Annotated in this window: 18 protein-coding genes; 9 read left to right on the plus strand and 9 right to left on the minus strand. The window is 70.6% G+C overall.

What is annotated here, in order from left to right; genetic code table 11:
- The first annotated feature begins 110 nt into the window (after positions 1 to 110).
- The 4 genes from OG522_RS33975 to OG522_RS33990 all read left to right on the plus strand — a co-directional run bounded on the left by OG522_RS33975 (position 111) and on the right by OG522_RS33990 (position 3,893).
- Complete coding sequence (locus tag OG522_RS33975; protein WP_329466883.1) at positions 111 to 1,061, plus strand: ATP-binding cassette domain-containing protein; 951 nt, start codon at positions 111 to 113, stop codon at positions 1,059 to 1,061.
- A complete protein-coding gene (locus tag OG522_RS33980; protein WP_329466884.1) occupies positions 1,058 to 1,873 on the plus strand; it encodes an ABC transporter permease subunit in 816 nt (271 codons plus the stop codon). The genes OG522_RS33975 and OG522_RS33980 overlap by 4 nt, the downstream gene beginning before the upstream one ends.
- Positions 1,874 to 1,964: 91 nt before the next feature.
- Positions 1,965 to 3,182, plus strand: coding sequence for a sensor histidine kinase (locus tag OG522_RS33985; RefSeq protein WP_329466885.1), 1,218 nt, complete (start codon positions 1,965 to 1,967; stop codon positions 3,180 to 3,182).
- Positions 3,183 to 3,230: 48 nt separating this feature from the next.
- The gene (locus tag OG522_RS33990) at positions 3,231 to 3,893 is read left to right on the plus strand and encodes a response regulator transcription factor (protein ID WP_329466886.1); all 663 of its coding nucleotides are present in this window, start codon (positions 3,231 to 3,233) and stop codon (positions 3,891 to 3,893) included.
- 181 nt (positions 3,894 to 4,074) lie between these two features.
- Here the strand turns inward: OG522_RS33990 and OG522_RS33995 are convergent, their stop codons facing one another.
- The 4 genes from OG522_RS33995 to lanKC form a co-directional block, all read right to left on the minus strand.
- A complete protein-coding gene (locus OG522_RS33995; protein ID WP_329466887.1) occupies positions 4,075 to 5,250 on the minus strand; it encodes a GNAT family N-acetyltransferase in 1,176 nt (391 codons plus the stop codon).
- Positions 5,251 to 5,306: 56 nt separating this feature from the next.
- On the minus strand, positions 5,307 to 6,503 hold the full coding sequence (locus tag OG522_RS34000; protein WP_329466888.1) for an MFS transporter: 1,197 nt from the start codon (positions 6,501 to 6,503) through the stop codon (positions 5,307 to 5,309).
- Between the two features lie 82 nt (positions 6,504 to 6,585).
- Positions 6,586 to 6,696 (minus strand): class III lanthipeptide, encoded by a 111-nt coding sequence (locus OG522_RS34005; protein WP_329466889.1) that lies wholly within the window; start codon positions 6,694 to 6,696, stop codon positions 6,586 to 6,588.
- A 61-nt stretch (positions 6,697 to 6,757) separates the two neighbouring features.
- Complete coding sequence (gene lanKC, locus OG522_RS34010) at positions 6,758 to 9,475, minus strand: class III lanthionine synthetase LanKC (protein ID WP_329466890.1); 2,718 nt, start codon at positions 9,473 to 9,475, stop codon at positions 6,758 to 6,760.
- Between the two features lie 246 nt (positions 9,476 to 9,721).
- On the opposite strand from lanKC, the gene OG522_RS34015 reads away from it, so the two are divergent.
- Entirely contained in the window at positions 9,722 to 12,007 is a 2,286-nt protein-coding gene (locus tag OG522_RS34015; RefSeq protein ID WP_329466891.1) for a LuxR C-terminal-related transcriptional regulator, read from the plus strand.
- A gap of 302 nt (positions 12,008 to 12,309) precedes the next feature.
- On the opposite strand, the gene OG522_RS34020 is transcribed toward OG522_RS34015, so the two are convergent.
- Both OG522_RS34020 and OG522_RS34025 read right to left on the minus strand, forming a co-directional pair.
- Entirely contained in the window at positions 12,310 to 12,549 is a 240-nt protein-coding gene (locus OG522_RS34020) for a hypothetical protein (RefSeq protein WP_329466892.1), read from the minus strand.
- A 547-nt stretch (positions 12,550 to 13,096) separates the two neighbouring features.
- Positions 13,097 to 14,320 (minus strand): MFS transporter, encoded by a 1,224-nt coding sequence (locus OG522_RS34025; protein ID WP_329466893.1) that lies wholly within the window; start codon positions 14,318 to 14,320, stop codon positions 13,097 to 13,099.
- A 495-nt stretch (positions 14,321 to 14,815) separates the two neighbouring features.
- On the opposite strand from OG522_RS34025, the gene OG522_RS34030 reads away from it, so the two are divergent.
- From OG522_RS34030 to OG522_RS34040, 3 genes are all read left to right on the plus strand, one after another.
- The gene (locus OG522_RS34030; RefSeq protein WP_329466894.1) at positions 14,816 to 15,841 is read left to right on the plus strand and encodes a C40 family peptidase; all 1,026 of its coding nucleotides are present in this window, start codon (positions 14,816 to 14,818) and stop codon (positions 15,839 to 15,841) included.
- A gap of 448 nt (positions 15,842 to 16,289) precedes the next feature.
- Entirely contained in the window at positions 16,290 to 17,612 is a 1,323-nt protein-coding gene (locus OG522_RS34035) for a molybdopterin-dependent oxidoreductase (protein ID WP_329466895.1), read from the plus strand.
- On the plus strand, positions 17,609 to 18,109 hold the full coding sequence (locus OG522_RS34040; RefSeq protein ID WP_329466896.1) for a hypothetical protein: 501 nt from the start codon (positions 17,609 to 17,611) through the stop codon (positions 18,107 to 18,109). Before OG522_RS34035 ends, OG522_RS34040 begins: the two co-directional genes overlap by 4 nt.
- Before the next feature lie 78 nt (positions 18,110 to 18,187).
- Here the strand turns inward: OG522_RS34040 and OG522_RS34045 are convergent, their stop codons facing one another.
- Entirely contained in the window at positions 18,188 to 18,388 is a 201-nt protein-coding gene (locus OG522_RS34045) for a hypothetical protein (protein ID WP_329467900.1), read from the minus strand.
- A gap of 269 nt (positions 18,389 to 18,657) precedes the next feature.
- On the opposite strand from OG522_RS34045, the gene OG522_RS34050 reads away from it, so the two are divergent.
- Positions 18,658 to 19,425: an isocitrate lyase/PEP mutase family protein gene (locus OG522_RS34050; protein WP_329466897.1), complete on the plus strand. Its 768-nt coding sequence runs from the start codon at positions 18,658 to 18,660 to the stop codon at positions 19,423 to 19,425.
- Positions 19,426 to 19,501: 76 nt separating this feature from the next.
- Here OG522_RS34050 and OG522_RS34055 read toward each other — a convergent pair whose 3' ends face one another.
- Positions 19,502 to 20,164: a transglycosylase SLT domain-containing protein gene (locus tag OG522_RS34055; RefSeq protein ID WP_443074782.1), complete on the minus strand. Its 663-nt coding sequence runs from the start codon at positions 20,162 to 20,164 to the stop codon at positions 19,502 to 19,504.
- Positions 20,165 to 21,043: 879 nt separating this feature from the next.
- A complete protein-coding gene (locus tag OG522_RS34060) occupies positions 21,044 to 21,577 on the minus strand; it encodes a type 1 glutamine amidotransferase domain-containing protein (RefSeq protein WP_329466898.1) in 534 nt (177 codons plus the stop codon).
- Positions 21,578 to 21,738: the final 161 nt, after the last annotated feature.

Raw genomic sequence — 21,738 nt, forward strand, 5'->3', positions numbered from 1 at the left:
GGACCGCGCCGCAATGTCGGTCCGTGGGGCGTCGTGCCGTCCGGAGACCGGACCTAGCGTGGGCAGCGTCCGCTTCGGACTTCCGAGGCCTTTTTCCGCAAGGACTTTCCATGATCGAAGCCCATTCCCTCACCAAACGCTACGGCGAGCGCACCGCCGTCGCGGACCTCAGCTTCACGGTGCGCCCCGGCATCGTCACCGGATTCCTCGGGCCGAACGGCGCGGGCAAATCCACCACGATGCGGATGCTCCTCGGCCTCGACGCACCCACTTCGGGACGCGCGGTCGTGAACGGCAGGAGTTACGCCGAGCACCGGGCGCCGCTGCACGAGGTGGGGGCGATGCTGGAGGCACGGGCCATCCACACCGGGCGCAGCGCGTACAACCACCTGTTGGCCCTCGCCGCCACCACCGGCATCTCGTCACGCCGGGTGGACGAGGTGATCGACCTGGTCGGCCTGCGTGCGGTGGCGAAGAAGCGGGTGGGCGGGTTCTCCCTCGGCATGGGGCAGCGGCTCGGCATCGCCAGTGCGCTGCTCGGCGACCCGGCCACGGTGATCCTGGACGAGCCGGTCAACGGCCTCGACCCCGAGGGCATCCTGTGGATACGCAATCTGCTCAAGGGGCTCGCCGCCGAGGGCCGTACGGTCCTGGTCTCCTCCCACCTGATGTCCGAAATGGCGCTGACCGCCGAGCACTTGATCGTGATCGGCCGGGGCCGGCTGATCGCCGACACCTCCGTGGCCGAGTTCACCGCACAGGCTGCCGGTGACGTGGTGCGGGTGCGGGTGCGGACGGAGGAATCGGAGAAGCTGCGCGGGCTCCTCGCGGGCCCCGACGTCACGATCGGCTCGCAGGAGCCGGGAGTCCTCGAAGTGAGCGGCCTCAGCAGTGACCGGATCGGGCGGATCGCGGCCGACCACGCCATCGCCCTCGCCGAGCTCACGCCGCAGCAGGCCTCGCTCGAAGAAGCGTTCATGGAGCTGACCAAGGACGCCGTGGAGTACCAGGCTCCGGCGCCCGAACTGGTCGCCGCGGGCAGTGAAGGAAGTGCGGCATGACGACGGCATCCATCATCCCCGCCGCGGCGCGCGGCGAGGTGACCCAGGTCCGGGTGATCCACTCCGAGTGGATCAAGCTGCGTTCGCTGCGGTCCACGCTCTTCACGCTGCTCGCCGCGGTCCTCGCGATGATCGGCCTCGGCCTGCTGTTCAGTTACTTCACGGCCGACCGCTGGGCACATCTGCCCGCCGACGAGAAGGCCCACTTCGACCCGACGCTGGTCAGCCTGCGCGGCTTCTACCTGGCCCAGCTCGCCGTCGGCGTGCTCGGGGTCCTCGTGGTGAGCGGCGAGTACGCGACCGGCATGATCCGTGCCTCACTGTCCGCCGTGCCCCGCCGCCTACCCGTCCTGTGGGCCAAGGCGCTGGTGTACGGAGTGGTGGCCTGGGTGCTGACCACGGCCGCCTCACTGGTGGCGTTCCTGGTCGGCCAGGCAGCGATGTCCGGGCACCACCTGGGGACCTCGCTGAGTGCGCCCGGTGTCGTACGTGCGGTCCTGGGAGCCGGGCTCTACCTGACGGTCGTGGGCCTGCTCGGGGTGGCCTTCGGCGCGCTGGTCCGCAACACGGCGGGCGGGATCGCCACGGTCTTCGGCGTGCTGCTCGTCCTGCCGGTGCTCGCGGAGGCTCTGCCCTCCTCGTGGTTCCAGACCATCAACCCCTACCTGCCGAGCACGGCGGGGCAGGGGCTGCTCCACATCCACCAGGAGCCGCATACGCTGGCCCCATGGACCGGGTTCGCATTCTTCTGCCTGTACGCGCTGGTCGCGCTGGCCGGAGCGGGCGTCGCGCTCAAGAAGCGCGACGCCTGATGAGGCCGGCGGCGACCCGTTGCGGGCGCGGCGCGGACGCGCCGACGCGCGCCGGCGCCGCCGGTCTTTCGGCGCCCCGCCAGGTGAGCTCATGACGTTCGCGCACATGGCCGCCGTGCGGCAGCGGGCCGAGTCGTGGCGCGCCCTCGCGGTGCGCGCCCGGCTGCGGCTCCGCGCCCGCCTCTCGCCGCTCACGGTGGACGCGCTCTTCGCGGCCGCCGTCTTCGTCGCCCTCACCGCCATGGCACGCCGGGCGCTGCACGACCAACCCTGGACCATCGTGGCCTTCACCGCCCCGATGGTGCTGCCGCTCGTGTGGCGCAGGCGGGCGCCGTTCGCGGTGTTCCTGACGATGTCGGCGGTCGCGTTCGCCCAGTGGATCGCCGACCTGCGCCTCCCCGCGGACATCGCGCTGCTCATCGGCCTCTACACGGTCGCCGCGCACGCGAGCAGGCAGCGGACCTGGCCGGCCATCGGCGTACTCGAAGGCGGGGCCCTGCTGGCCGCGGTCCGCTGGGCGCCCGACGACCGCGCCGCCGAGACGTTCATCGGGCTCTCCGCGATGGTCGTCGCCGCCTCGGTCATCGGCATCAACATGCGGGGGCGACGAGCCGAGATGGCCCTTCTCGAAGAGCGGGCGCAGCGCCTGGAACGCGAGCGGGACCAGCAGGCGCAGCTCGCCGTCGCCGGGGAACGCTCCCGGATCGCCCGCGAGATGCACGACATCGTCACGCACAACCTGTCGGTGATGGTGGCGCTCGCCGACGGCGCGGTCTTCGCGCAGGACCGCGCCCCCGAGCGGGCCACCACGGCCATGCGACAGGTGTCCACCACCGGCCGGCAGGCGATCACCGACATGCGCCGCTTCCTCGGTGTACTGCGGGCCGACGAGCCGGACGCGCTGCGCCACCCCATGCCGGCCATCGCTCAACTGGAACCGCTGGCCGACCAGGTGCGCGCCGCCGGGCTGCCCACGCTCCTGGAGGTCTGTGGCGATCCGTCGGCCGCGCCCGCCGCCGCGCAGTTGACCGTCTACCGCCTGGTCCAGGAAGCGCTCACCAACACCCTCAAGCACACCCCGCCGGGCACCAGGGCCGCCGTGCGCGTCAGCTGCGGCCCCCAGGAAATCACCGTCGACGTCACCGACAACGGCCCCGTCACCGAGTTCCCCACCGAGACGACCGGTCACGGTCTGCACGGAATGCGGGAGCGAGCCGCGGCCTACGGCGGCGAGCTGACGGCCGGGCCGCGCCCCGGCGGCGGCTGGCAGGTCCGCGTGGTGCTCGCCCTCAACGGAGACGAGGCGTAACCGGATGACCAGCCGTGCATGCCCTCAACCGAAACGAAGCGTAAGCGCATGACCATTCGTGTTCTTCTGGTCGACGACGAGCCTTTGCTGCGCATGGCTTTCACGATGGTGCTCGACGCGCAGGCCGACATGGAGCCGGTCGGCGAGGCCGGCGACGGCGCGGAGGCCGCCCGGCTCGCCCGCGAACTGCGGCCCGACGTCGTACTGATGGACGTACGGATGCCCGGCACCGACGGCATCGAGGCGACGCGGCGCATCGTCGCCGAGTCCCCGGAGTCGAAGGTCCTCATCCTGACCACGTTCGACCTCGACGAGTACGCGTTCGCCGGGCTGCGGGCCGGCGCCTCGGGATTCCTGCTCAAGAACGCGCTCCCGCAGGAACTGCTTGCCGCGATCCGCTCCGTCGCGGCCGGGGACGCGGTCGTCGCACCGCGCGTCACACGGCTGCTCCTGGAGAACTTCGCCCACCAGCTCCCGTCCGGCTCAGGCCACGCCGACGACGACCGGCTCGGCAGGCTCACCGCCCGCGAACGAGAGGTGCTCACGGAGGTCGGCCGTGGTCTGTCCAACACGGAGATAGCCGCCGCGCTGTGCCTGGCCGAGGCGACGGTGAAGACGCATCTGAACCGCATCCTGGTCAAACTGGAGCTGCGCGACCGGGTCCAGGCCGTGGTGTTCGCCTACGAAACCCGGCTCGTGCGGCCCAGGTAGCCGCAGCCCACCGCACGGACGGGCGTTCGGAAGCTCCAGTTCTGGCTGGCCGCGCCGTCGCAGCTTTCCGACGGACCCGCGGCCTGGCGGGTGTTGGCGCGGCAGCCCGACGCCGCATGACACGCGACGTCTCGGCGTGCCGGTCGACCTCGCCCCCATCTCGCAGCCATCGGACGGTGCGTCAGATATAGGTGCCGCACCACGGCTCCGTATCCGTGCGGAACAGCCGGTCCGCTGTGGACAGCGCTGTGGAGTCGAGTGCCACCACACTTCCGGCCGCCGCCAGTGCCGAGGGGCGTACACCGCCCAGGTAGATGGCTGCCAGAGAGCTGACGGACAGGGTGAGCTGGGCCGGTTCGCGGGTCCTGCACACCTCGTCGGCCCCCACCAGGTAGTGCCCCGAGTTGCCGGGCAGCACAGGGTCGTGCACGTCCATCACCACGCTGCCGCCGTCGCCGTATGTGCGTGCCCGCAGAGCCGCCAGGACATCGACCGTCCGCAGCCACACCTCGTCGCGGACGTCGGTGACCCGGCACACCCGCGGGTCCGTGAAAAGCCACTCGACCGGTTCGTCGAGCGGACGCGACCTCAGCCGAATCTCGTCGACCAGTTCGACGCCGAGCAGGAACCGCCATAGCCCCAGCCATGCTTGGGGAGTACGACAGTGCATCTCGTCAACGTCGAGCACCGTACGGGCAGTTGCTCCACCACCGGCTCCCCGCACGCTGTAGCGGACGATCCCATCAGGGCCGTCGGAGCCGGTGTGTACCACGATCCGGGGGAACAGCCCGGCCGCACTCAGGTCGCGGTCCATCAGCTGCTCGTACCAGGGCCGCCTGCTGATGGAACCCGGTCGGGAGCGGGTGTGTCCGTACACCTCGCCGCACAGTCCGGCCGCCTCGCCCGGGACCGGCACGTAGGTGTCTCCGCCTGGCGGGACTTCGGCGGCGAGGACGGCGCGGCGACGGTCGATCACGAGGTCGCGGCAGCGGGTGGCCACGCCGAATCCGAAGCGGCCGTAGACCCCTCCCTCGCTGGGCCGCACCACGGCCAGCGGCTCCGGTGTGGCCCGCAGTGCGGCCGTCATCAGCGTCGTCCCCACACCCCTGCGCGTATGTCCGGTACGGACCGCGAACCGGAACTGCACGCTGAGAGGTACTGGTTCACCACCTGGCACCACGATGTCCGAGGGGACGGACTGGTGCATCGCGATCAACCGGTCGTCGCGGAACGCGCCCCGTACTCCACCTGGTTCCAGGGACTCCGACAGCGATGCCCAGTCCCGGTCGGCAGCGGGTGGTTGGTGCAGTGAGTCGTGGAACAGGTCCAGAGCGGCCCGGTGTTCGCGGGTGTCCAACGTGCGTATCTTCAACGGTCGTCCCGGTCAGGAGTGGTGGCGAGGGATGGGAGACATCAGCGCAGGCCCGGCCGCAGCGCCCTGGCCAGGGTGGTGAACAGGGCGAGGGCCAGCAGGGGTACCGCGAACAGCAGCACCACGGCGGGGACGGGCAGCACTCCGAGGAGCAGGCCCGCGACCACCGGCCCGGTGGCGGCGACGAGTCTGGGGAGGGTCTGGAAGACGCTCTGGACCCGCCCGACGATGTCCTGCGGCACCTCCTCCAGGAGCGTCTTGTTGGTGAGCACCCCGAGGACCGGGGTCGCCACGCAGAAGCAGCCTGCGAGGAGCGCGCCCCACAGCACTTGGTCCGTGACGGCGATGGCGGACACGGCGAGTGCCCCCGTCCATGTGGCGGCCAGGATCAGGGTGCGTGGGCGGATGTGCCGGATGGCCCAGAGCGTGACGGCGGAGCCCAGAAGGTTCCCGGCTCCGGTACATGCGGTGATCACACCCGTCCCCAGGGCGTCTCCCGACGCGGATGTGCTGATGATGAGGACTACGACGACACCGTTGATCCCGAAGTCGGTGACGATCACGTTGAGCGTCATGTACCGAAGGACGGGATGGCCGCGCAGGAAGCGCCATCCCGCCGTGATGTCCGTCCAGCGGGTGGTCGGCCCGTTCGCGGGTCCGGCGGTGGGGTCCGGCAGCGTCGCCACGAGTGCGGCGGAGGCGATGAACGACACGGCGTCCACGGCGAACGGCAGGGCGGGCGCCACACCGTAGAGCGAGGCACCGGCCAGCGGGCCGAGGATGGTCACGAACGCCGCCCGCCCCTGATTGACCGACAAGGCCGCGGACAGCTGCTCCGAGGGCACCGCCGCACGCAGAGCGGTGGCCGCGGCCGAGATGAACGGCACGCCGAGTGCGCTGTTGACGACGGTGACACAGAGGATGGCGCCGATGGTCACCTGGTGGGTCACGACCGTGTACGTCAGGGCGCCGAAGGCGATGCCCCGGACGAGGTCGGCCCGTACCATTACCGCCTGCCAGCCCGCCCGGTCGACCAGCAGGCCCGCCCAGGGCAGCACGAGCAACATGAACGACGCACCGGCGAAGCTGATCAGTCCGACCCCGACCGGACTTCCCGAGGACGCCATGACGAGCAGGGGGAGGGAGACCAGCGACGCGAAGGTGCCGAGGGACGACAAGGTGTACGAAACCCACAGGCGCACGTACGTCTGGTTGCGGTGCAGAGCCACCGCTGTCATCGCCATCCCTCCGTTCTGACGCGCAGAGCCCCGGACAACACCGGTTGACGGGCGCTGTCCGGGGCCACTGGTATGTGCCTGCTTAGTCGATGATCGTCATGCAGTGGTTGCTGACGCTGCTGGCGAGGGCCAGTTCACCGTCGGTGTCGATCTCGGCGACGGGCAGTTCCTGGAGTTCGAGAATCGCGTTCATGTGTACCTCCTGGTAGATGTGCCAATCCGGTGCCGGGTGGCTCCGGAGATCTTGGACGCCCTCAGGCGGGCGTGATGTGTGGCGCGGGCAGTCCGGCCGCCTCGGCCCATGCCGATTCGGTCCGCATCGACTCCGCAGGGGCGGGCGTCGGCCCGGCGGCGCGTTCGCAGGCGCGCAGGGCGAGCAGGACACCCGCCGTGCCGTTGCTCAGATCCATGGACAGCCGCAGGAGTTGGTGCCCCGGGAAGGCGACACCCTCCGTTCCGGCCGGTTCGACGCTGCGGGGCACCGCGTGCCAGGACAGCCGGCGGACGTGGTGGGCGAGCCCGGTGATCGCTGCCGACCGCGTCTCCTCTCCGGCGGCCAGTGCCGTGATCAGCCCGGCGCGCCCCATCAACAGACCGGGCTCCACAGTGAACGGGGTGTGGCAGGCCCGCAGGATGCCGCGGTGCAGGGTGGCGAGCCGTTCGTCCGGCCGGTACCGGTTGCACAGGGCTACGGCTTCCGCGAGACCGGCACTGCCGAGCCCCAGGTACGGCAGCAGCCGTGCCCCGTCGGCCAGTGCCACCTCGCCGGACTCGTCGGTGCGGCAGTGCGCCAGATCGAGGTCGAGGGCAAGCCGGGCGTGGTCCAGGTAGGTGGCGTCCTCCGTGTCCTGGTAGCGACGCAGGAAGAAGAGGGCGGCACCGGTGAAGCCGTGCATCAGTCCCGCCCGGGGCACGCCCGGACCGCCGGTGCGACCATCGGCGGCTCCGGTCACGATGTCGGCGAGTCGAGTGGAGACACCCGCGAGTTCGTCACACCAGTGCGGGTCGTCGGTGGCTCGGGCCAGGTGACGCAGTACCAGAGCGACCCCGGCGAGGCCGGCGTGCAGATCGGGTGACGTGGCCGAGGCGACCTCGGGTGCCGCGCGGTCGAGCGCGTCGTACGCCGCTTGTTCGTGGCCCAGGCCGTGCAGGACGAGGGCGGCGCCGTGCAGCCCCGTGTGCAGGCCGCAGACGGCCGGTGCCCGGCGGGTCGCCTCCGCCAGCCACCGGACATGGTCGGGGTCGGTTTCCTGGCCCGCCGAACGCAGGGCGTACAGCACCCCGGCAGCGCCGTAGGCCAGGTTGTATCCGCCGTCGTCCAGGCCCCTCGGGTCACCGGGAAAGAGCCGGTCGGTGCGCTGCGGCGTCGCGCTGGCACGTATCGCCTGCCCCAACGAGGACATGAGCGTGCGCATCGCGGGGCCGCCGAGGTCCTCGGCCGCCGCGGCGAAGGCCTCGGCCGGAGCGCGGCCGGTCCTCTTCCGCTTGGCGGGCCGATCGAGACCCACGCGAATCCGCTCGGTCAACTGGGCCGGAACCGGGAAGAGTTCGCCGACCGCGTCAGCCAACTCGGTTGTCTTGTGGGGGTCGAGGTCGAGCATCAGAGTGAGCGGCACGAAGAGCGCCATGCGCAGACAGTCCAGGGCGTACGTGTCCCGGTCGGTGCCCGACGAGGCGTGCTCGGCGACGAAACCCGGGCACGCGATGGCCGGGGCGGCATCGAGGCCGGGACGATGAGCGACCTCGAAGTCGACCAGCGCGATGCGGCCGTCGGGCCGCACCATGACGTTGCGGGGGTGCAGATCCCCGAACACGTATCCCCGTTCGTGGAGCACGGCCAGCGCCGCCTCCAATCGTTCGAGGATGGCGAGTGCGGTCTGGGTGTACGTGGCGTAGGCGGCGCGGTCGCTGGACGCACGGGTCGCCGGGTTGCGGGCGGCCAGGTAGTCCCACAAGGTCTCGCCCTCGATGTACTCCTGGACGAGGAAGTGGTGCTCCCAGGCGGTGAACGTCCCCTTGAACCGCGGCACGAAGTCGAGGTCGCCGAGCGCTTCCAGAGCCCGCGCCTCCCGGTACAGGCGCGCGACCGCGTCGTTTCCCTTCCCGTCGACCCCCGCGTGGGGCCGGGCCTCGCGCAGCACCACCCGCTCGCCCGTCTCCGGGTCCGCGGCGAGGTAGATGCCGCCCCCGTTCGAGAAGTGCAGTGCCTTCTCCACCGTGTACGGCATCGGGGGTTCAGCACGAGAGGCCGCGGCCGTCGCCTCCATCTGTTCCTTGAGGAAACCGGGCACCTCCACCCACGGTGGCGGCCGGAACCCGGGGCCCCGCACATCCGGCACCAGAGTGCCGTCGGGCTTGCGCACGGCGAGCACCCGGCGCCCCCGGTCGTCCACCGTGTGCATCGGCCGGAACCCACCGAAGCGCACGTACAGCGGACCCTGCCGCCACCGTAGGTCGCTGAGGACGTACGGGCCCTCACGCCCTTCCAGGGGTACGGACAACTCGTCGAGCACGCCCTTGAGTTGGGCGCTGTCCGACGGGTAGATGGTGATCAGCTTGCCGCTGCTGCCACGCGGGGCGTACTTGCTGTTCATCCTCTGGTGCGTCTGTGGCCCGGTCAGGACCTTGAACGGCAGACGACGCCCCAGGCAGTGCTTGGCCACGATGTCCATGACCTCGGCCGCCTCCCGGGGAACGACCGAGACGTGCACCTTCCAGCCCTGCTCCGGGAACTCGTGCCCCACGGGAGCGAAATGGCTCCAGGCGTCGTCATGGGACAGTGTCCAGCCTTCGGGCACCCCTCGGCCGGTGAGTTCGAAGCGCTGTCCGGCACCGTGGCCGGGGCGGTCGTAGAAGTCCGGGCCGGCCTGGCAGTACCGAAGGTAGTCGTCCATGAGGTCACGCTCCCGATCGTCGTGCCGTGCGTGATGCCATCCGTCGTCCGGCTTGACGGAGTTCCGGATGCGGGACACGTCCCCGCTCCACAACCACCCCGGACGCGCCGCTCCGCGAACCAGGGGCTCTTGCGGGCCGGTGCGGCCCGGAGGAGCGATGCCCACTCTGCACGGCAGCGCGCCCCTGAGGCATCGTGGAAGTCCACGAACCTAAGGCCCGTTCGCGCTGACGATCCGGCTCGTGGGCCATCGCGGGGCGGCGCGTCCGGGAGCATCAGGCCCCCTTGTTGTCAGAAGGCTTGCCTCAACTGCAAGATCTTGATCATGTCTCACGTGCCTTCTCGCCTTTGTACAGTGACACTTGGTGCGCGGAACGTGCCGAGGCTGCGCCAGTTCTACCGCGGACTTGGCTGGGCGGAGTTACCCGAGGGCGACAACGGCCGGGCGGGTTTCCTGCTCGCGGGGGTGCTGCTGGTGCTGTATCCCCTGGCCGAGCCGGCGGCCGGCGCGGAACGCGGCGCCGCGGGTGCCGGGGGATGGTCGGGCATCACGCTGACCTGTGCTGTGGACAGTTCCCAGCAGGTGGACGCCGCCTTCGCGGCCGCTGTGGCCGCCGACGCGACCACGGTCGCCGGACCGGCGGACCGGCCCTCGGGAGGCCGGTCGGCGTATATCGCCGACCCCGAAGGCAACCGCTGGGAGATCGCGTGGGAACCCCTCAGAGGATGGTTGACAACGGAAGCATCGCCCGCGCCCGGCGTCCTGGCCGAACCACCCCGGCACCCCACCGACACGGAAAGCCGGCCCAGGGAGTCGGCCGGACTCGAACCACCGCGCCGAGCCACCGCCGAACTGCTGCACCACCGCGGCGCCCCGGATGAGGTGGTCGCCGCGCACCTGGTGGCGGCCGGCGGCAGCGGGCCAGGCTGGGCCGCAGAGACGCTGCTGTGCGCCGCCCGCTCGGCGCGGCGCGAGGGACGGCCGGAGCAGGCGGTGGACTATCTGCGCCGGGCCTTGGCGGAACCGCTGCGACCCAGCCGGCGCGGCGGTGTGCTGACGGAACTCGGCACCCTGGAAGTGACCCTGGGCCCGGCAGAGCGGGCCTCAGGGGTACGGCACCTGGCCGAATCGGTACGGCTGGAACCGCAGTCCGACGTGAGTGTCTTCAAGGCCGCGAACGCCCTGGGCACCGCGCTCGCCGCCCGTGGTCAGACCTCGACCGCGCTGGAGGTGATGGAGGAACTCGCCGAGCGGTTCACCGGCCATCCGGAACTGGCCTGTGCTGTTCAGGGCGCCGCGGCACTGATCGCCTCACACGACGGGCACAGCTGGCTGGAAACGGTGCACCGGCTGCGCCGGCTGGCCACCGGCTCACCCCTGCCGCCCGCGCCGGCCGCCCGCGCGCTGCTCGCCGAATTCGACTCCACCAGCGGCCAGTTGACCGCTGCCCAGGCCGTCGCGGTCGCCCACGAGGTGACAGCGCAACCACTGGACCCCTTCTCACGGACGTACGTACTGGCTTCCGCGGCCACGCTCGCCCAGTGGGCAGACGAACTCGAACTCGCCGACCGCCTCGTCGCGGACGGCACGGCCGGACACCGCGGTCCGTTGGTCGACCCCGGCTACCAGAGTCTGCTCAGTGTCCACGCCGAGAGCCTGGTGATGCGCGGCCGCTACCGAGAACTCCTTGAGGCATGCCAAGACTGGGGCATTCTGGCCGGTGCGCCCCGCCCCGTTCCCTCCGGCTTCGACAACGCTCACCTCGTGGCACAAGCCGTCATCGCCCTCACCGAGATGGACCGCATCGCCGAAGCCCGCCAACTGGCCGGCACAGTCGCCGCCGACAGCTCCCAGGGGTCCTGGGAATGGAACGAATTCCTCTACGCCCGAGGGCTGTTGAGCCTTGCGGAGGGCGCCCCGGCAGCCGCACTCGACGACCTGTTGGAGTGCGGCCGTCGACAGAGCGCACGACAGGTGATGAGCCCGATCGTCACCCCGTGGCGCTCCGCCGCCGCCGATTGCCAACTGCTCCTCGGCCGACCCGGGGCAGCCGTCGCCCTCGCTGCCGAGGAGCTGGAGACGGCCCGCCGTTGGGGCACCCCACGCTGCGTCGGACGGGCCATGCGGGCCCTCGGCACCGCCACCGGCAGCCGGGCCGGACTGGCGATGGTCGGGCAAGCCGTCGACCTGCTGGGCAGCACCGCCGACACCACCCCCGAGCTCATCTCCGCGCTGGCCGCCCACGGCCGGATGCTCTCCGAGGCCGGTCATCTCACCGCCGCCCGGCAGGCTCTGCGGTCGGCCGCCCGGCACGCCGAGCGGATCGGTGCCGACCGGTTGCGCACCGTTGTCGCCGAGCAGCTCGCCGCCGCCGGAGCCCGTCGAGCCGCCGCCTGCCAGACCGGTGCGCACGCCCTCACCAGCAGCGAAAGGCGCATCTGCGACCTGGCCGCCCAGGGACACTCCAACCCGGAGATCGCGGCGCTGCTGCGCCTGGCCCTGCGCACCGTGGAGACGCACCTGACCAACAGCTTCCGGAAACTCGGTGTGCGGCGGCGCACGGAACTCGCCAGGCAACTCCTCACCGACCCTGCCGCACGGGCCCAGTGAGGTACGCGGACGCCCCCTGCCCACCCCGCCGCACACGTCCGGCCAACCGGGCCCACGGCCTGTCGGGCCCGCAACTCGCCCGCCCTCAGCACCTGTTCCTGGTGCGGCACCTGACCGGCCGTGCCTCTCGGCACCGGCCAGCACGAACGTGCCGGTCCGTTCCCGACAGGAAGGTTGGCCGCCAGTACGTTGCGTAGCCGCTCGGCGCCGATCCGGGCGGCGGTAGTTTGTCCGAAAACAGCGGGAGCGATCTACCGCGGGCACCCCGCCCAGTCGGTGCCCGCGGTCCATCGTGATCGACGTCAGGAGCGGATGGTGAGCCACGCTCCGAGACCGCTGCATCCCCGCGCGTCATACGTCGTGCTGCGGTACCCCGCCGGAATGGGGGAGTAGGGGCAGGTCCAGATGCCGTTGCGCACGAGCTGGTGGTACCAGCCGCCGACTCCGCTGCACCCATTGCGGTCGTAGTTGGTGATGACATAGCCGGAAACGATGGGCGACCCCGAACAGGTCCATATCCCGTCACGGACGGGCTGCTGCAACCAGGCGCCCGCACCGTTACAACCGGCACGGTTGAACATGGTGATGACATATCCGGGTGGAACAGCCACCCCCGGGCAGGTCCATCCCCCCACCGCGGCGGCTCGTGCCCCGCCGTCCGCGGCCGCGGCGGTCCCGGCGCCCGCGCCGGTGAACACCGCCGCGAGCAGTGCGACCGCCCCCGCGATCGCGGCAACCCTGCTGCGGAACAGCCTTGTCGCTGAACGGCTCCATCTGTGACGAAGTTGGCTCTTCACTGCACACCAGCCCTCTCGACTTGCTCAGTTGACGTGACTCCGAAGCCCGGCAGCACCGCGTGCGCGACATCCGCGGGCAGCGGCCCCCGCGGACCGGGCAGCACATCCTGCACCGGTCCGCGGTTCCAGCCGCGGGGCGAGGTCCGTCGAGTGCTGCTTTCCGGGCATACCGCGCCGAACGGCACGAGAACCAGTGATCACTTGGCGTGAGTCCGTGCGCAGAGCTGAGGGCGGTTCGCGAGGACTTCCTGGCGACGCGCCCACCTGTGCCGTTGTCGTCCGGCGCTTCGCGTCAACTCACCGTCAGCACGCGCGAGTTGGACCGCTCGGCCCAACGGACCGCCGGTCCCAGTGCGAGGCCCGCGCCGAGGAAGAGGAGGCCGAGCAGCAGCCAGCCGGGCACGCCCCAGTCGATGACGAGCGCGGTGAGGAGCAGCGGACCGAGCATCCTGGCCAGCGGCACACCCATGCCGAAGAAACCCTGGTACTCGCCCTGTTGGTCGGCCGGGGCCAGATCGAAGCCGATCTGCCAGGCGCCCGAGGACTGCATCATCTCGCCCGCCACCTGGAGCCCGCCCGCGAGCAGCAGTACTGCCACGGCGACCCAGGCAGGAGCCCCCGCGGAGCTGAGGGCGAACACCGCACAGGAGGCGAGCATCAGGACACCGCCGCGGGCCACGGTCCGTACCGCGCTGGGCAGATCGCGGACGGCGGAGGCGGTACGGACCTGGAAGAGCATCACCGCGCCGGTGTTGAGCACCAGTAGTGCGGAGACCAGCCAGCCGGGCGCGTTGGTGCGGGTGACCGTCCACAGCGGAATGGCGAGGCTGATCAGCGGCATCCGCAGCAGGAGCAGTGTGTTGAGGAAGGTCACCAGGGCGTAGGGGCGGTCGCGCAGCACGGCGATCCGCGGCCCCTTGCCGGGCGCGGCCGGCCGGGGCGGGACAGTGGGCAGTCGGAGCAGGACGAGAGCGCACAGCAGGAAGGCGGCCGCGTCCAGGGCGAACACCGCGAGGTAGGCGGTGCGGGTGCCGTAGTGGAGCGCGACCCCGCCGAACGCGGCGCCGATGGCGAGCCCGGCGTTGAGGGTGGCCTGGAGGTGCGCGAGGACGTGCGTACGGTCCCGTCGGTCGACCAGTGCGGCAAGGAGCGCTTGGCGGGCGGCGGCGAGGCCGGTCTGGGCGGTCGCGTAGCAGCAGGCGGCCAGCACGAAGGGGAGGAAACCGCGGACGAACAGGAAGGCGGCGACCGAGGCGCCGGTGGCGGCGGCGAGCAGTACGGCGACGGTGCGCGGGCCGCGCCGGTCGGCGAGCCGGCCGAGCGGGACCCCGGCGACCGCGCCCACGGCCCAGGCAAGGGTGAGACCGAGACCTATGCGGGTGGGGGAGAGGCCGACTATGCGGCTGAAGTACAGCGCCGAGGTGACCAAATAGGCGCCGTCGCCAAGTGAGTTGACGAGCTGGGCGGCGGCGAGGGGGCGGGCGGGGCCGCTGGGAGGCAGCAGTCGAGAAGGCATGCCCTCATCAAACCAAGCCGAGTGGCCCATTACCGAGGCCACTTGCCTCCTGATTCACTGGGCCATTTCATGCCGCGACCGACGCTCTCGGCGATCTCGATACTCGCGCGCGCCAGGTTCGGTCGGAGCCCCGGACCCCGAACGCGTGGCGAACGGCGTCGTGGAGGCGCGCGCATGACCGGTCTCGCTGCTGCTCCTATCCCACCTTTCAGGTGTCTGGGATGGTATGTGATGTTATATAACTCCTATACCCAATGCCCGGATTCGGGTTGTCATTGCTGAGCACTGCGTCAAGTGCCAACTACTGCACGTGGGTTGACAGTAAAGATTCCTCTCAGTGACCGATTTTTTTGCCATGAGGATTTGAACTGATCACAGGAAGGTCATTAGGGTCAGGCCTCATACCTTCATGCGATTGATCACCCGTTCGGGGTGTCCGTGAAGGTTCCGCCGGGTCTGCGTGTTCGGCGGCTGAGGAAGAAGGAGCTCGCCTTCGTGGGGTCCCACCGTCGTCCAAAGCCCGCGAGCCGCACCCGTGTGACCGTGCTCAGCGCGACCGCCGCCGCAGTCGTCGCCCTCACTTCGCAGGCCGCCCAGGCGGACCCGAAGCCATCCAAGGACGAGGTCAAGAGCAAGGTCGACAAGCTCTACGACGAGGCCGAGCAGGCGACCGAGGCGGCCAACGGCGCCAAGGAGAAGCAGGGTCAGCTGGAGAAGCAGATCAGCCAGATCCAGGACAAGGTCGCCCGTGGCCAGCAGGAGCTCAACACCCTGCGCCAGGGCCTCGGGTCGATGGCCTCGGCCCAGTACCGCTCCGGCGGCATCGACCCCTCGATCGCGCTCTTCCTGTCCTCCAACCCTGACGACTTCCTCGAAAAGGCGTCCTCGCTCGACCAGCTGAGCGCCCATCAGACCGAGGCACTGCAGAAGATCCAGGGCAAGCAGCGCGCTCTCGCCCAGGAGCGCAAGGAAGCCCAGGACAAGCTGAAGGACCTCGCCGACACCACCAAGGTGCTCAGCGACAAGAAGCAGGAAGTCCAGGGCAAGCTCAGCGACGCGCAGAAGCTTCTCAACTCGCTGACCGCGCAGGAGAAGGCCTCGCTCGTCGCCGACGACGCGCGCGCCAACCGTTCCACCGAGCGCCCGGACCTCGGCAAGGACGTACCCGCCTCGCAGGTCGGAGCCACCGCCCTGCGGGCGGCCGAGACGCAGCTCGGCAAGCCGTACAGCTATGGCAAGACCGGCATGGCGTCCTGGGACTGCTCGGGTCTGACGGGCTACGCCTACGCTCAGGCGGGCGTTAACCTGCCGCGCACCTCGCAGGAGCAGGCCACCATGGGCACCCGGATCGGCCGCAGTGAGCTGAAGCCCGGCGACCTGGTGCTCTTCTTCGACGACCTGCACCACATAGCCCTGTACGCGGGCAACAACATGGTGCTGCACGCGCCGAGGACCGGCACGGTTGTGCGCTACGAGTCGATGGACAACATGCCTTTCCAGTTCGGTGTGCGCATCGGCTGACCCGCCTTTCCCCTCGTCGGTCCGCAACACCGCCCAAACGGGCGGATGGCGGCAACGCGCGCTACGCCAGGCCCCGCCGGAGAGCTACAGCTCTCCGGCGGGGCCTCGTTGGTGAACCCGGACCTCGGCACGCGCTCGGCCGGCGGCTGGGCCGTTCGGCTGCCTCTGGGACACACATGCGGAGTGTCGGCACGGCCGCGCGAGCCGGAGGCGGAATTTTCACCTCTGAACGCGCGGCGCTCGGTCGACGCCCGGTGGAACAGGGGATCGCATGGATGGCGGCCGGCAGGACGACAACGACCGGCCCGCCCCCGAGGCCCCGGAGCCACCCGCACCGCCTCCCGGCGCGGCCGGAACACAGGGGCGGGACGGTTCTCCGGACGACGCCGCGTCGCAGAGCGGTTCCGCCCCCGGACCACCGCCGCAAGACGCGACGCCCCATGCCCGCGTGGCAGCCGTCAAGCGTGGGCTTGAGCGGCTGCGTACGGCCATCGCGGCGGGGCCGCCCGCGGGTCCGACGCGGCCTGAGTTCTGGCGCAGCCCCATTCGAGGACCGTGGCTGACGGCCGTGTTCGGCCTGACCCTGCTGTGCGCGGTGACCGTCCTGTTCGTGACCGGGCTGCTGTCCTACGCCGCGTACAGCCCCGACCTGGCGCGGGTCAACGACCAGACCCCGGACAAGGGGCTGCTCGGCTTCTATCTGTTCACCTGGCCGACGTCTCCGTACTGGGGCTACCGGCTCAGCCAGGGTGTGCACGTCACCCTCGGCATCGCGCTGATCCCCGTGCTCCTGGCGAAGCTGTGGTCGGTGATTCCCAAGCTCTTCGAATGGCCGGCCGTGCGCTCGGTCAGCCATGCGCTTGAGCGACTCTCTCTGCTCCTGCTGGTGGGCGGGGCCGGCTTCGAGTTCGCCACCGGTGTGCTGAACGTGCAGTTGCACTACATCTTTCCGGGCTCCTTCTACGTCCTGCACTTCTACGGGGCGTGGGTGTTCATCGGCGCCTTCGTCGTCCACGTCGTCTTCCGCCTCCGGCGCGCGGTCATCGCGGTGATGAAGGGCCCGCGCGCGGAAGAGCGGCACCCACCGCGGCCCGTTGACGGGCCGCTCCGTACGGACGGAATGGGCCTCACCTCACCCCGGCCCGCCGACCCCACGATCTCCCGGCGCGGCGCTGTCCTGCTGGTGGGCGCCGGGTCCGCGGCCCTGCTTCTGATGACGATGGGCCAGAGCATCGGCGGATGGATGCGCAAGACCGCTCTGCTCGCCCCGCACAGCCAGGATCCCGGCACCGGACCGAACGGGTTCCAGATCAACAAGACCGCCGCCTCGCTCGGCATCCGGCCCAGCGACATCGGCCCCGCCTGGCGCCTGACCGTTCGCGCCGGCGGGCGTCAGACCGTATTGACCCGGGACGAGCTGTACGCGCTGCCGAGGCGCACAGCCGAGCTCCCCATCGCCTGCGTGGAGGGCTGGTCCACATCAGATCAGCGGTGGGGCGGCGTGCGCCTGGTCGACCTCGCCGCTCTGGTCGGTCTGACCGAAGATGTGCCGCAGGTGCTGGTCGAGTCGGTACAGCGCGGCGGATCCTTCAGCTCCGTCGTCCTGGCCGCCAACCAGGTGCGCGACACCCGCTCGCTGCTCGCGGTGGAGGTCAACGGAGCCGTCCTCTCCCATGACCACGGCTATCCCGCGCGGATCATCGTCCCGAACGCCCCCGGGGTCCACAACACCAAGTGGGTCACCCGCCTCACCTTCGGAGAGCCGGCGTGAACCGCTTCCGCGCACGTTACGGCGCCTCCCCGCTGCACCTGCTGCTGATCCTGTGCTCCTTCGCCCTCGCCGGCTACGCGGGCCTGCGCCTCCTCCACGGCGACACACGGAGTGTGATCATCTGGTTCGTCGGCGCGGCCCTGCTGCACGACCTGGTGCTCCTTCCCTTCTACTCGATGGTCGACCACGGCCTCCAGCGCCTCCTGCCGGGTCGTGGGGCGCACGGAGCTGACGGCGCGGGGGCGCGGTTGGTGAGCGTCAACCATGTCCGTGTCCCGGCCTTCGTCTCCGGTGTGCTGCTGCTTGTGTGGTGGCCGCTGATCTTCGAGCAGGTCGACCACTTCACCGTCACCACCGCCCTGCCGTCCGACGTGTTCCTGGGACGCTGGTTGCTGGTAACGGCGGGCCTCTTCGCCGTATCCGCCCTGTGTCTGCTCGTACGGATGCGGCGGGCGTCCCGGCAACGTCGACTTCGGGAGCCGCAAGCGCCGAAGTGACGCCCTGGGCCGCTGCCGGAAGTGCGCTGCCCACGGCACGCGCCGACGGGGGCTCCCTGCCTCAGGAGCGCTTCCGGCCTAGTCTTCCGTCGGGTAGCCGCGCTCGCTCATGAGCGTTGTCACGAGCCGGTCCGCGTCGTGCACTGCGTCGTCGGGCCGGTCCACGAACTGCTCCTGCACGCGGGCCTCTCGATCAGCAGCGCCGTCGTCCTTTGACAGCGTGCCCGGCAGGGGCAGAACCGCCCCCGCCATCAGGATGATCCCGGCCTTGGCCGGCACGAGCCTCAACCACCTGCACAGGCCGGGGCGCGGCGCGTCAGCGGGCGATTCGCGGGGGTCTCCGGGGTTGACGGTGCTCGTCGCTGGTGCGCGCCGGTTGCAGCCGCCCCAGCTGCTCCGGGGTCCGTGTCCCGACCGTCAAGTAGCGTTGGCAGCCACGCTCGTGGTGGTCGGCCTGGCGGAGGTGCCTGGCGCGACCGACCCGCATTCATGCCGCGGCCGTGGGCACGCGCTCGCCTCGCGGCGGGCTTGGCGGAAGTGAGGATTTGTTGAACACCGCGTTCCACGCACTGCATGAGGCGGGAAAGCCGTTGCTGCTGCCCAACGCCTGGGACTTCGCGTCGGCCGCGGCGCTGGCCGCTGCCGGGTTCGCCGCCGTCGGCACGACCAGTCTCGGCGTGGCCGCCGCCCACGGTCTGCCTGACGCCGCGGGGCTGGCCCGCGAGGAAACCATCGCGCTGGCCCGGAGGCTGGTCCGGCTGCCCTGCCCGATCACCGTCGACATCGAAGCGGGGTTCAGCACCGACCCCGGTGAAGTAGGCGACCTGGTCGCGGAGTTGGGCTCGCTGGGCGTCGCGGGGGTCAATCTGGAGGACGGGCGGGGGGACCGGCTGGCCGACCCCCTGGCTCAGGTGGCATTGATCCGTGCCGTGAAGGGCCGCGCGCCCGGGGTGTTCCTCAACGCGCGTACGGACACCTACTGGCTGAGCGTCGACGCCTCGGTCTCCGCGACGCTGGAACGGGCTCGGCGGTATGTGGACACGGGCGCCGACGGGATCTTCGTGCCGGGCCTCGCGGGGGAAGCGGACATCGCCGCCGTGACCAAAGCTGTGCCGGTACCGGTCAACGTGTTGCACCAGCCCTCGCTGGGCTTCGGCCGGTTGGCGGAGCTGGGCGTGCGACGGGTCAGCACCGGCTCCCTGCTCTTCCGCGCAGCCCTGCACGCCACGGTCGCCACGGCAGTCGCGGTCCGGGACGGCATGCCGCTGCCCGCGGGCATCCCCGGTTACGCCGAGGTCGACGCGCTCAGCCGCTGACCCGACCGTGGCGAGCAGGGCGTCCTCCGGCCTGTTGAGATCCGAAAGCTCGGATCTCAACACGGATACGGCCTAGCTAGTACGAGTTGTGGCTCTGCCAGAACGACCAGGCGCCGCAGGGGCTGCCGTAGCGTTCGTTCATGTAGTTGAGGCCCCACTTGATCTGCGTGGCCGGATTGGTCTGCCAGTCGGCGCCCACGGTGCTCATCTTGGAGCCCGGCAGCGCTTGGACCAGACCGTAGGCACTGCCGTTGGTGGCGCGGTAGTTCCAGCTCGACTCGTTGTCAATGATGTTGCTGAAGCACTGGAACTGGCCGGCGGGGACGATCTGACGGGCGATCGCCTGGACGTCGGAGGTCGAGTAGGAGCTCTGCACCTGAAAAGTGCTCCGGCTCGCCGAGCGGCTGGCGGCCTGGGTCTCCAGGTCGCGGGCCTTGGCGTCCTTACTGGCTTTGTCCTTGTCAGCAGCGTCCTTCTTGGCCTTGGCATCCTGTGCGGCCCGGACGCGCGCGGCTTCCTCGGCGGACTTCTTCGCCGTGGCACTCGCCTGCGCGTACTGTGCGTCCGCCTGCTGTGCCAGGGACGCGGTCTGAACCTGAGCCTGCTGTCCGGCGGGTATGTCGGCGAGAAGCGTCGAATCGCCGGAGGCCGCCTCGAAGTTGTCGCTTGACGCAGCGGCGGGGCCACCTGCGGCCACGCCTACGACGGCGCCCACAGCGGTGACCGCGGTGGCGGACACTACAGCGAACCCCCGCCCGATGCTGGTGCGCGGGGCTTGAGCGCGTGAGTGGCTGGGGCCGTTGCGCTCAGTGGTCTGGGCTTGCTCGTTGGCGTGCATCGGGTCCTCTCGCGGGCTGTTGGCTCGCGGTGCCGGGCGAACGGAGCACCGGCCGTGTGCTTACGGCCGTGAGGCTCCGTGGGGGAGTGCGCAATCGTTCCAGTGCACGCCAACGTGTCGCTAACGTCTCAACCAGCCTCGCGTTAGCGGGAGTTAGAGGTGATGCGGTTTCGGCGTTCTTGCCGCTCAGGATCGGCAGCCGATGGCGAGAAGTCGGCCGTGTTGGTGTGCCGCGATCACCGCCGGCCGAGGGGGGAGCGCGAGGCCAGTCCGCGACGCTACCCATGGCATCCCGCCCGACGCGGAGGCATTGCCGAGAGCAGCAGTGTTGGCGAGCACAGCCAGTGCCCCCCCCGACCCCCGCCACTGCCCACAACACACGGGACGCCAACGAGACGATCACCGCCAGGCCGGTCCGGGTGGCCGCAGAGCACCCCGAACTGCGCTCCGCCAAGCCGGTCCGGTGGGCGCGGACCAGCCCAAGCTGCGCGGCTGCCTCACACCGCCGAACGACCTACCGGCGCCGAGCCACTCGCGGTCACACCCGGAGGACGGACTCGTCTCGCCGGTCTGCGAGGTCATCATGTAGCGCCGGGGAACCCACGTCATGCACCCGGCAGTGAACCCCCGACCCGACGGCGACATCGCGCTGCCCTTCACCAACCTCTCCCCAGGGCAGCGCAGCGCGCACACCTGCGATGAGTTCCCGCCCCCCCCGGGCCGAAGGAGGGAGCCTGTGCCGCCCCGGCCGCCGCGCGGGGCACTTCGCTGAACTCTCCGTCAGCGGGCGAATTCCTTGAGGAAGGTTTCGCAGAAGGCCTTGAGGTCGTCCGGCTTGCGGCTGGTGATCAGCGTGTTGGAACCGGCGGTGCACACCTTGACGGGCTCGTCGACCCAGGTGCCGCCCGCGTTGGTGATGTCGGTGCGGAGACTCGGCCAGGACGTGAGGGTGCGCCCGCGCAGTACGTCGGCCTCGACCAGCGTCCAGGGTGCGTGGCAGATCGCCGCCACCGGCTTGCCCAGGTCGAAGAAGCCCTTCGCGAAGGCGACGGCGTCATCGTCCATGCGCAGCGCGTCGGGGTTGGCGACGCCGCCGGGCAGGACCAGCGCGTCGAAGTCCTCCGGCCGTGCCTCGCCGACCGTCCGGTCGACCGGGAAGGTGTCGGCCTTGTCCAGGTGGTTGTACGCCTGCACGCGCCCCGATTCGGTGGAGACCAGCTTCGGCGTGTGCCCGGCGTCGGTCACCGCCTGCCACGGCTCGGTCAGCTCGACCTGCTCGATGCCTTCGGGCGCCACGAGAAATGCCACCTGCATAGCGTTCGCTCCTGTCTGTATTTCACCGCGCGGCTCGGCGCGTTCCGGGCTGTCGGCGGGTGCCGACAGCACCACGCCCCTCATCGAGCATGGCCGCCCTCCGCGTATCCGGCCACATAGGACGCAAACGCCCCCTCAAGGCCTGTTTCGGCACCGGCACA

The sequence above is a fragment of the Streptomyces sp. NBC_01431 genome (genome assembly GCF_036231355.1).
Taxonomy (GTDB): domain Bacteria; phylum Actinomycetota; class Actinomycetes; order Streptomycetales; family Streptomycetaceae; genus Streptomyces.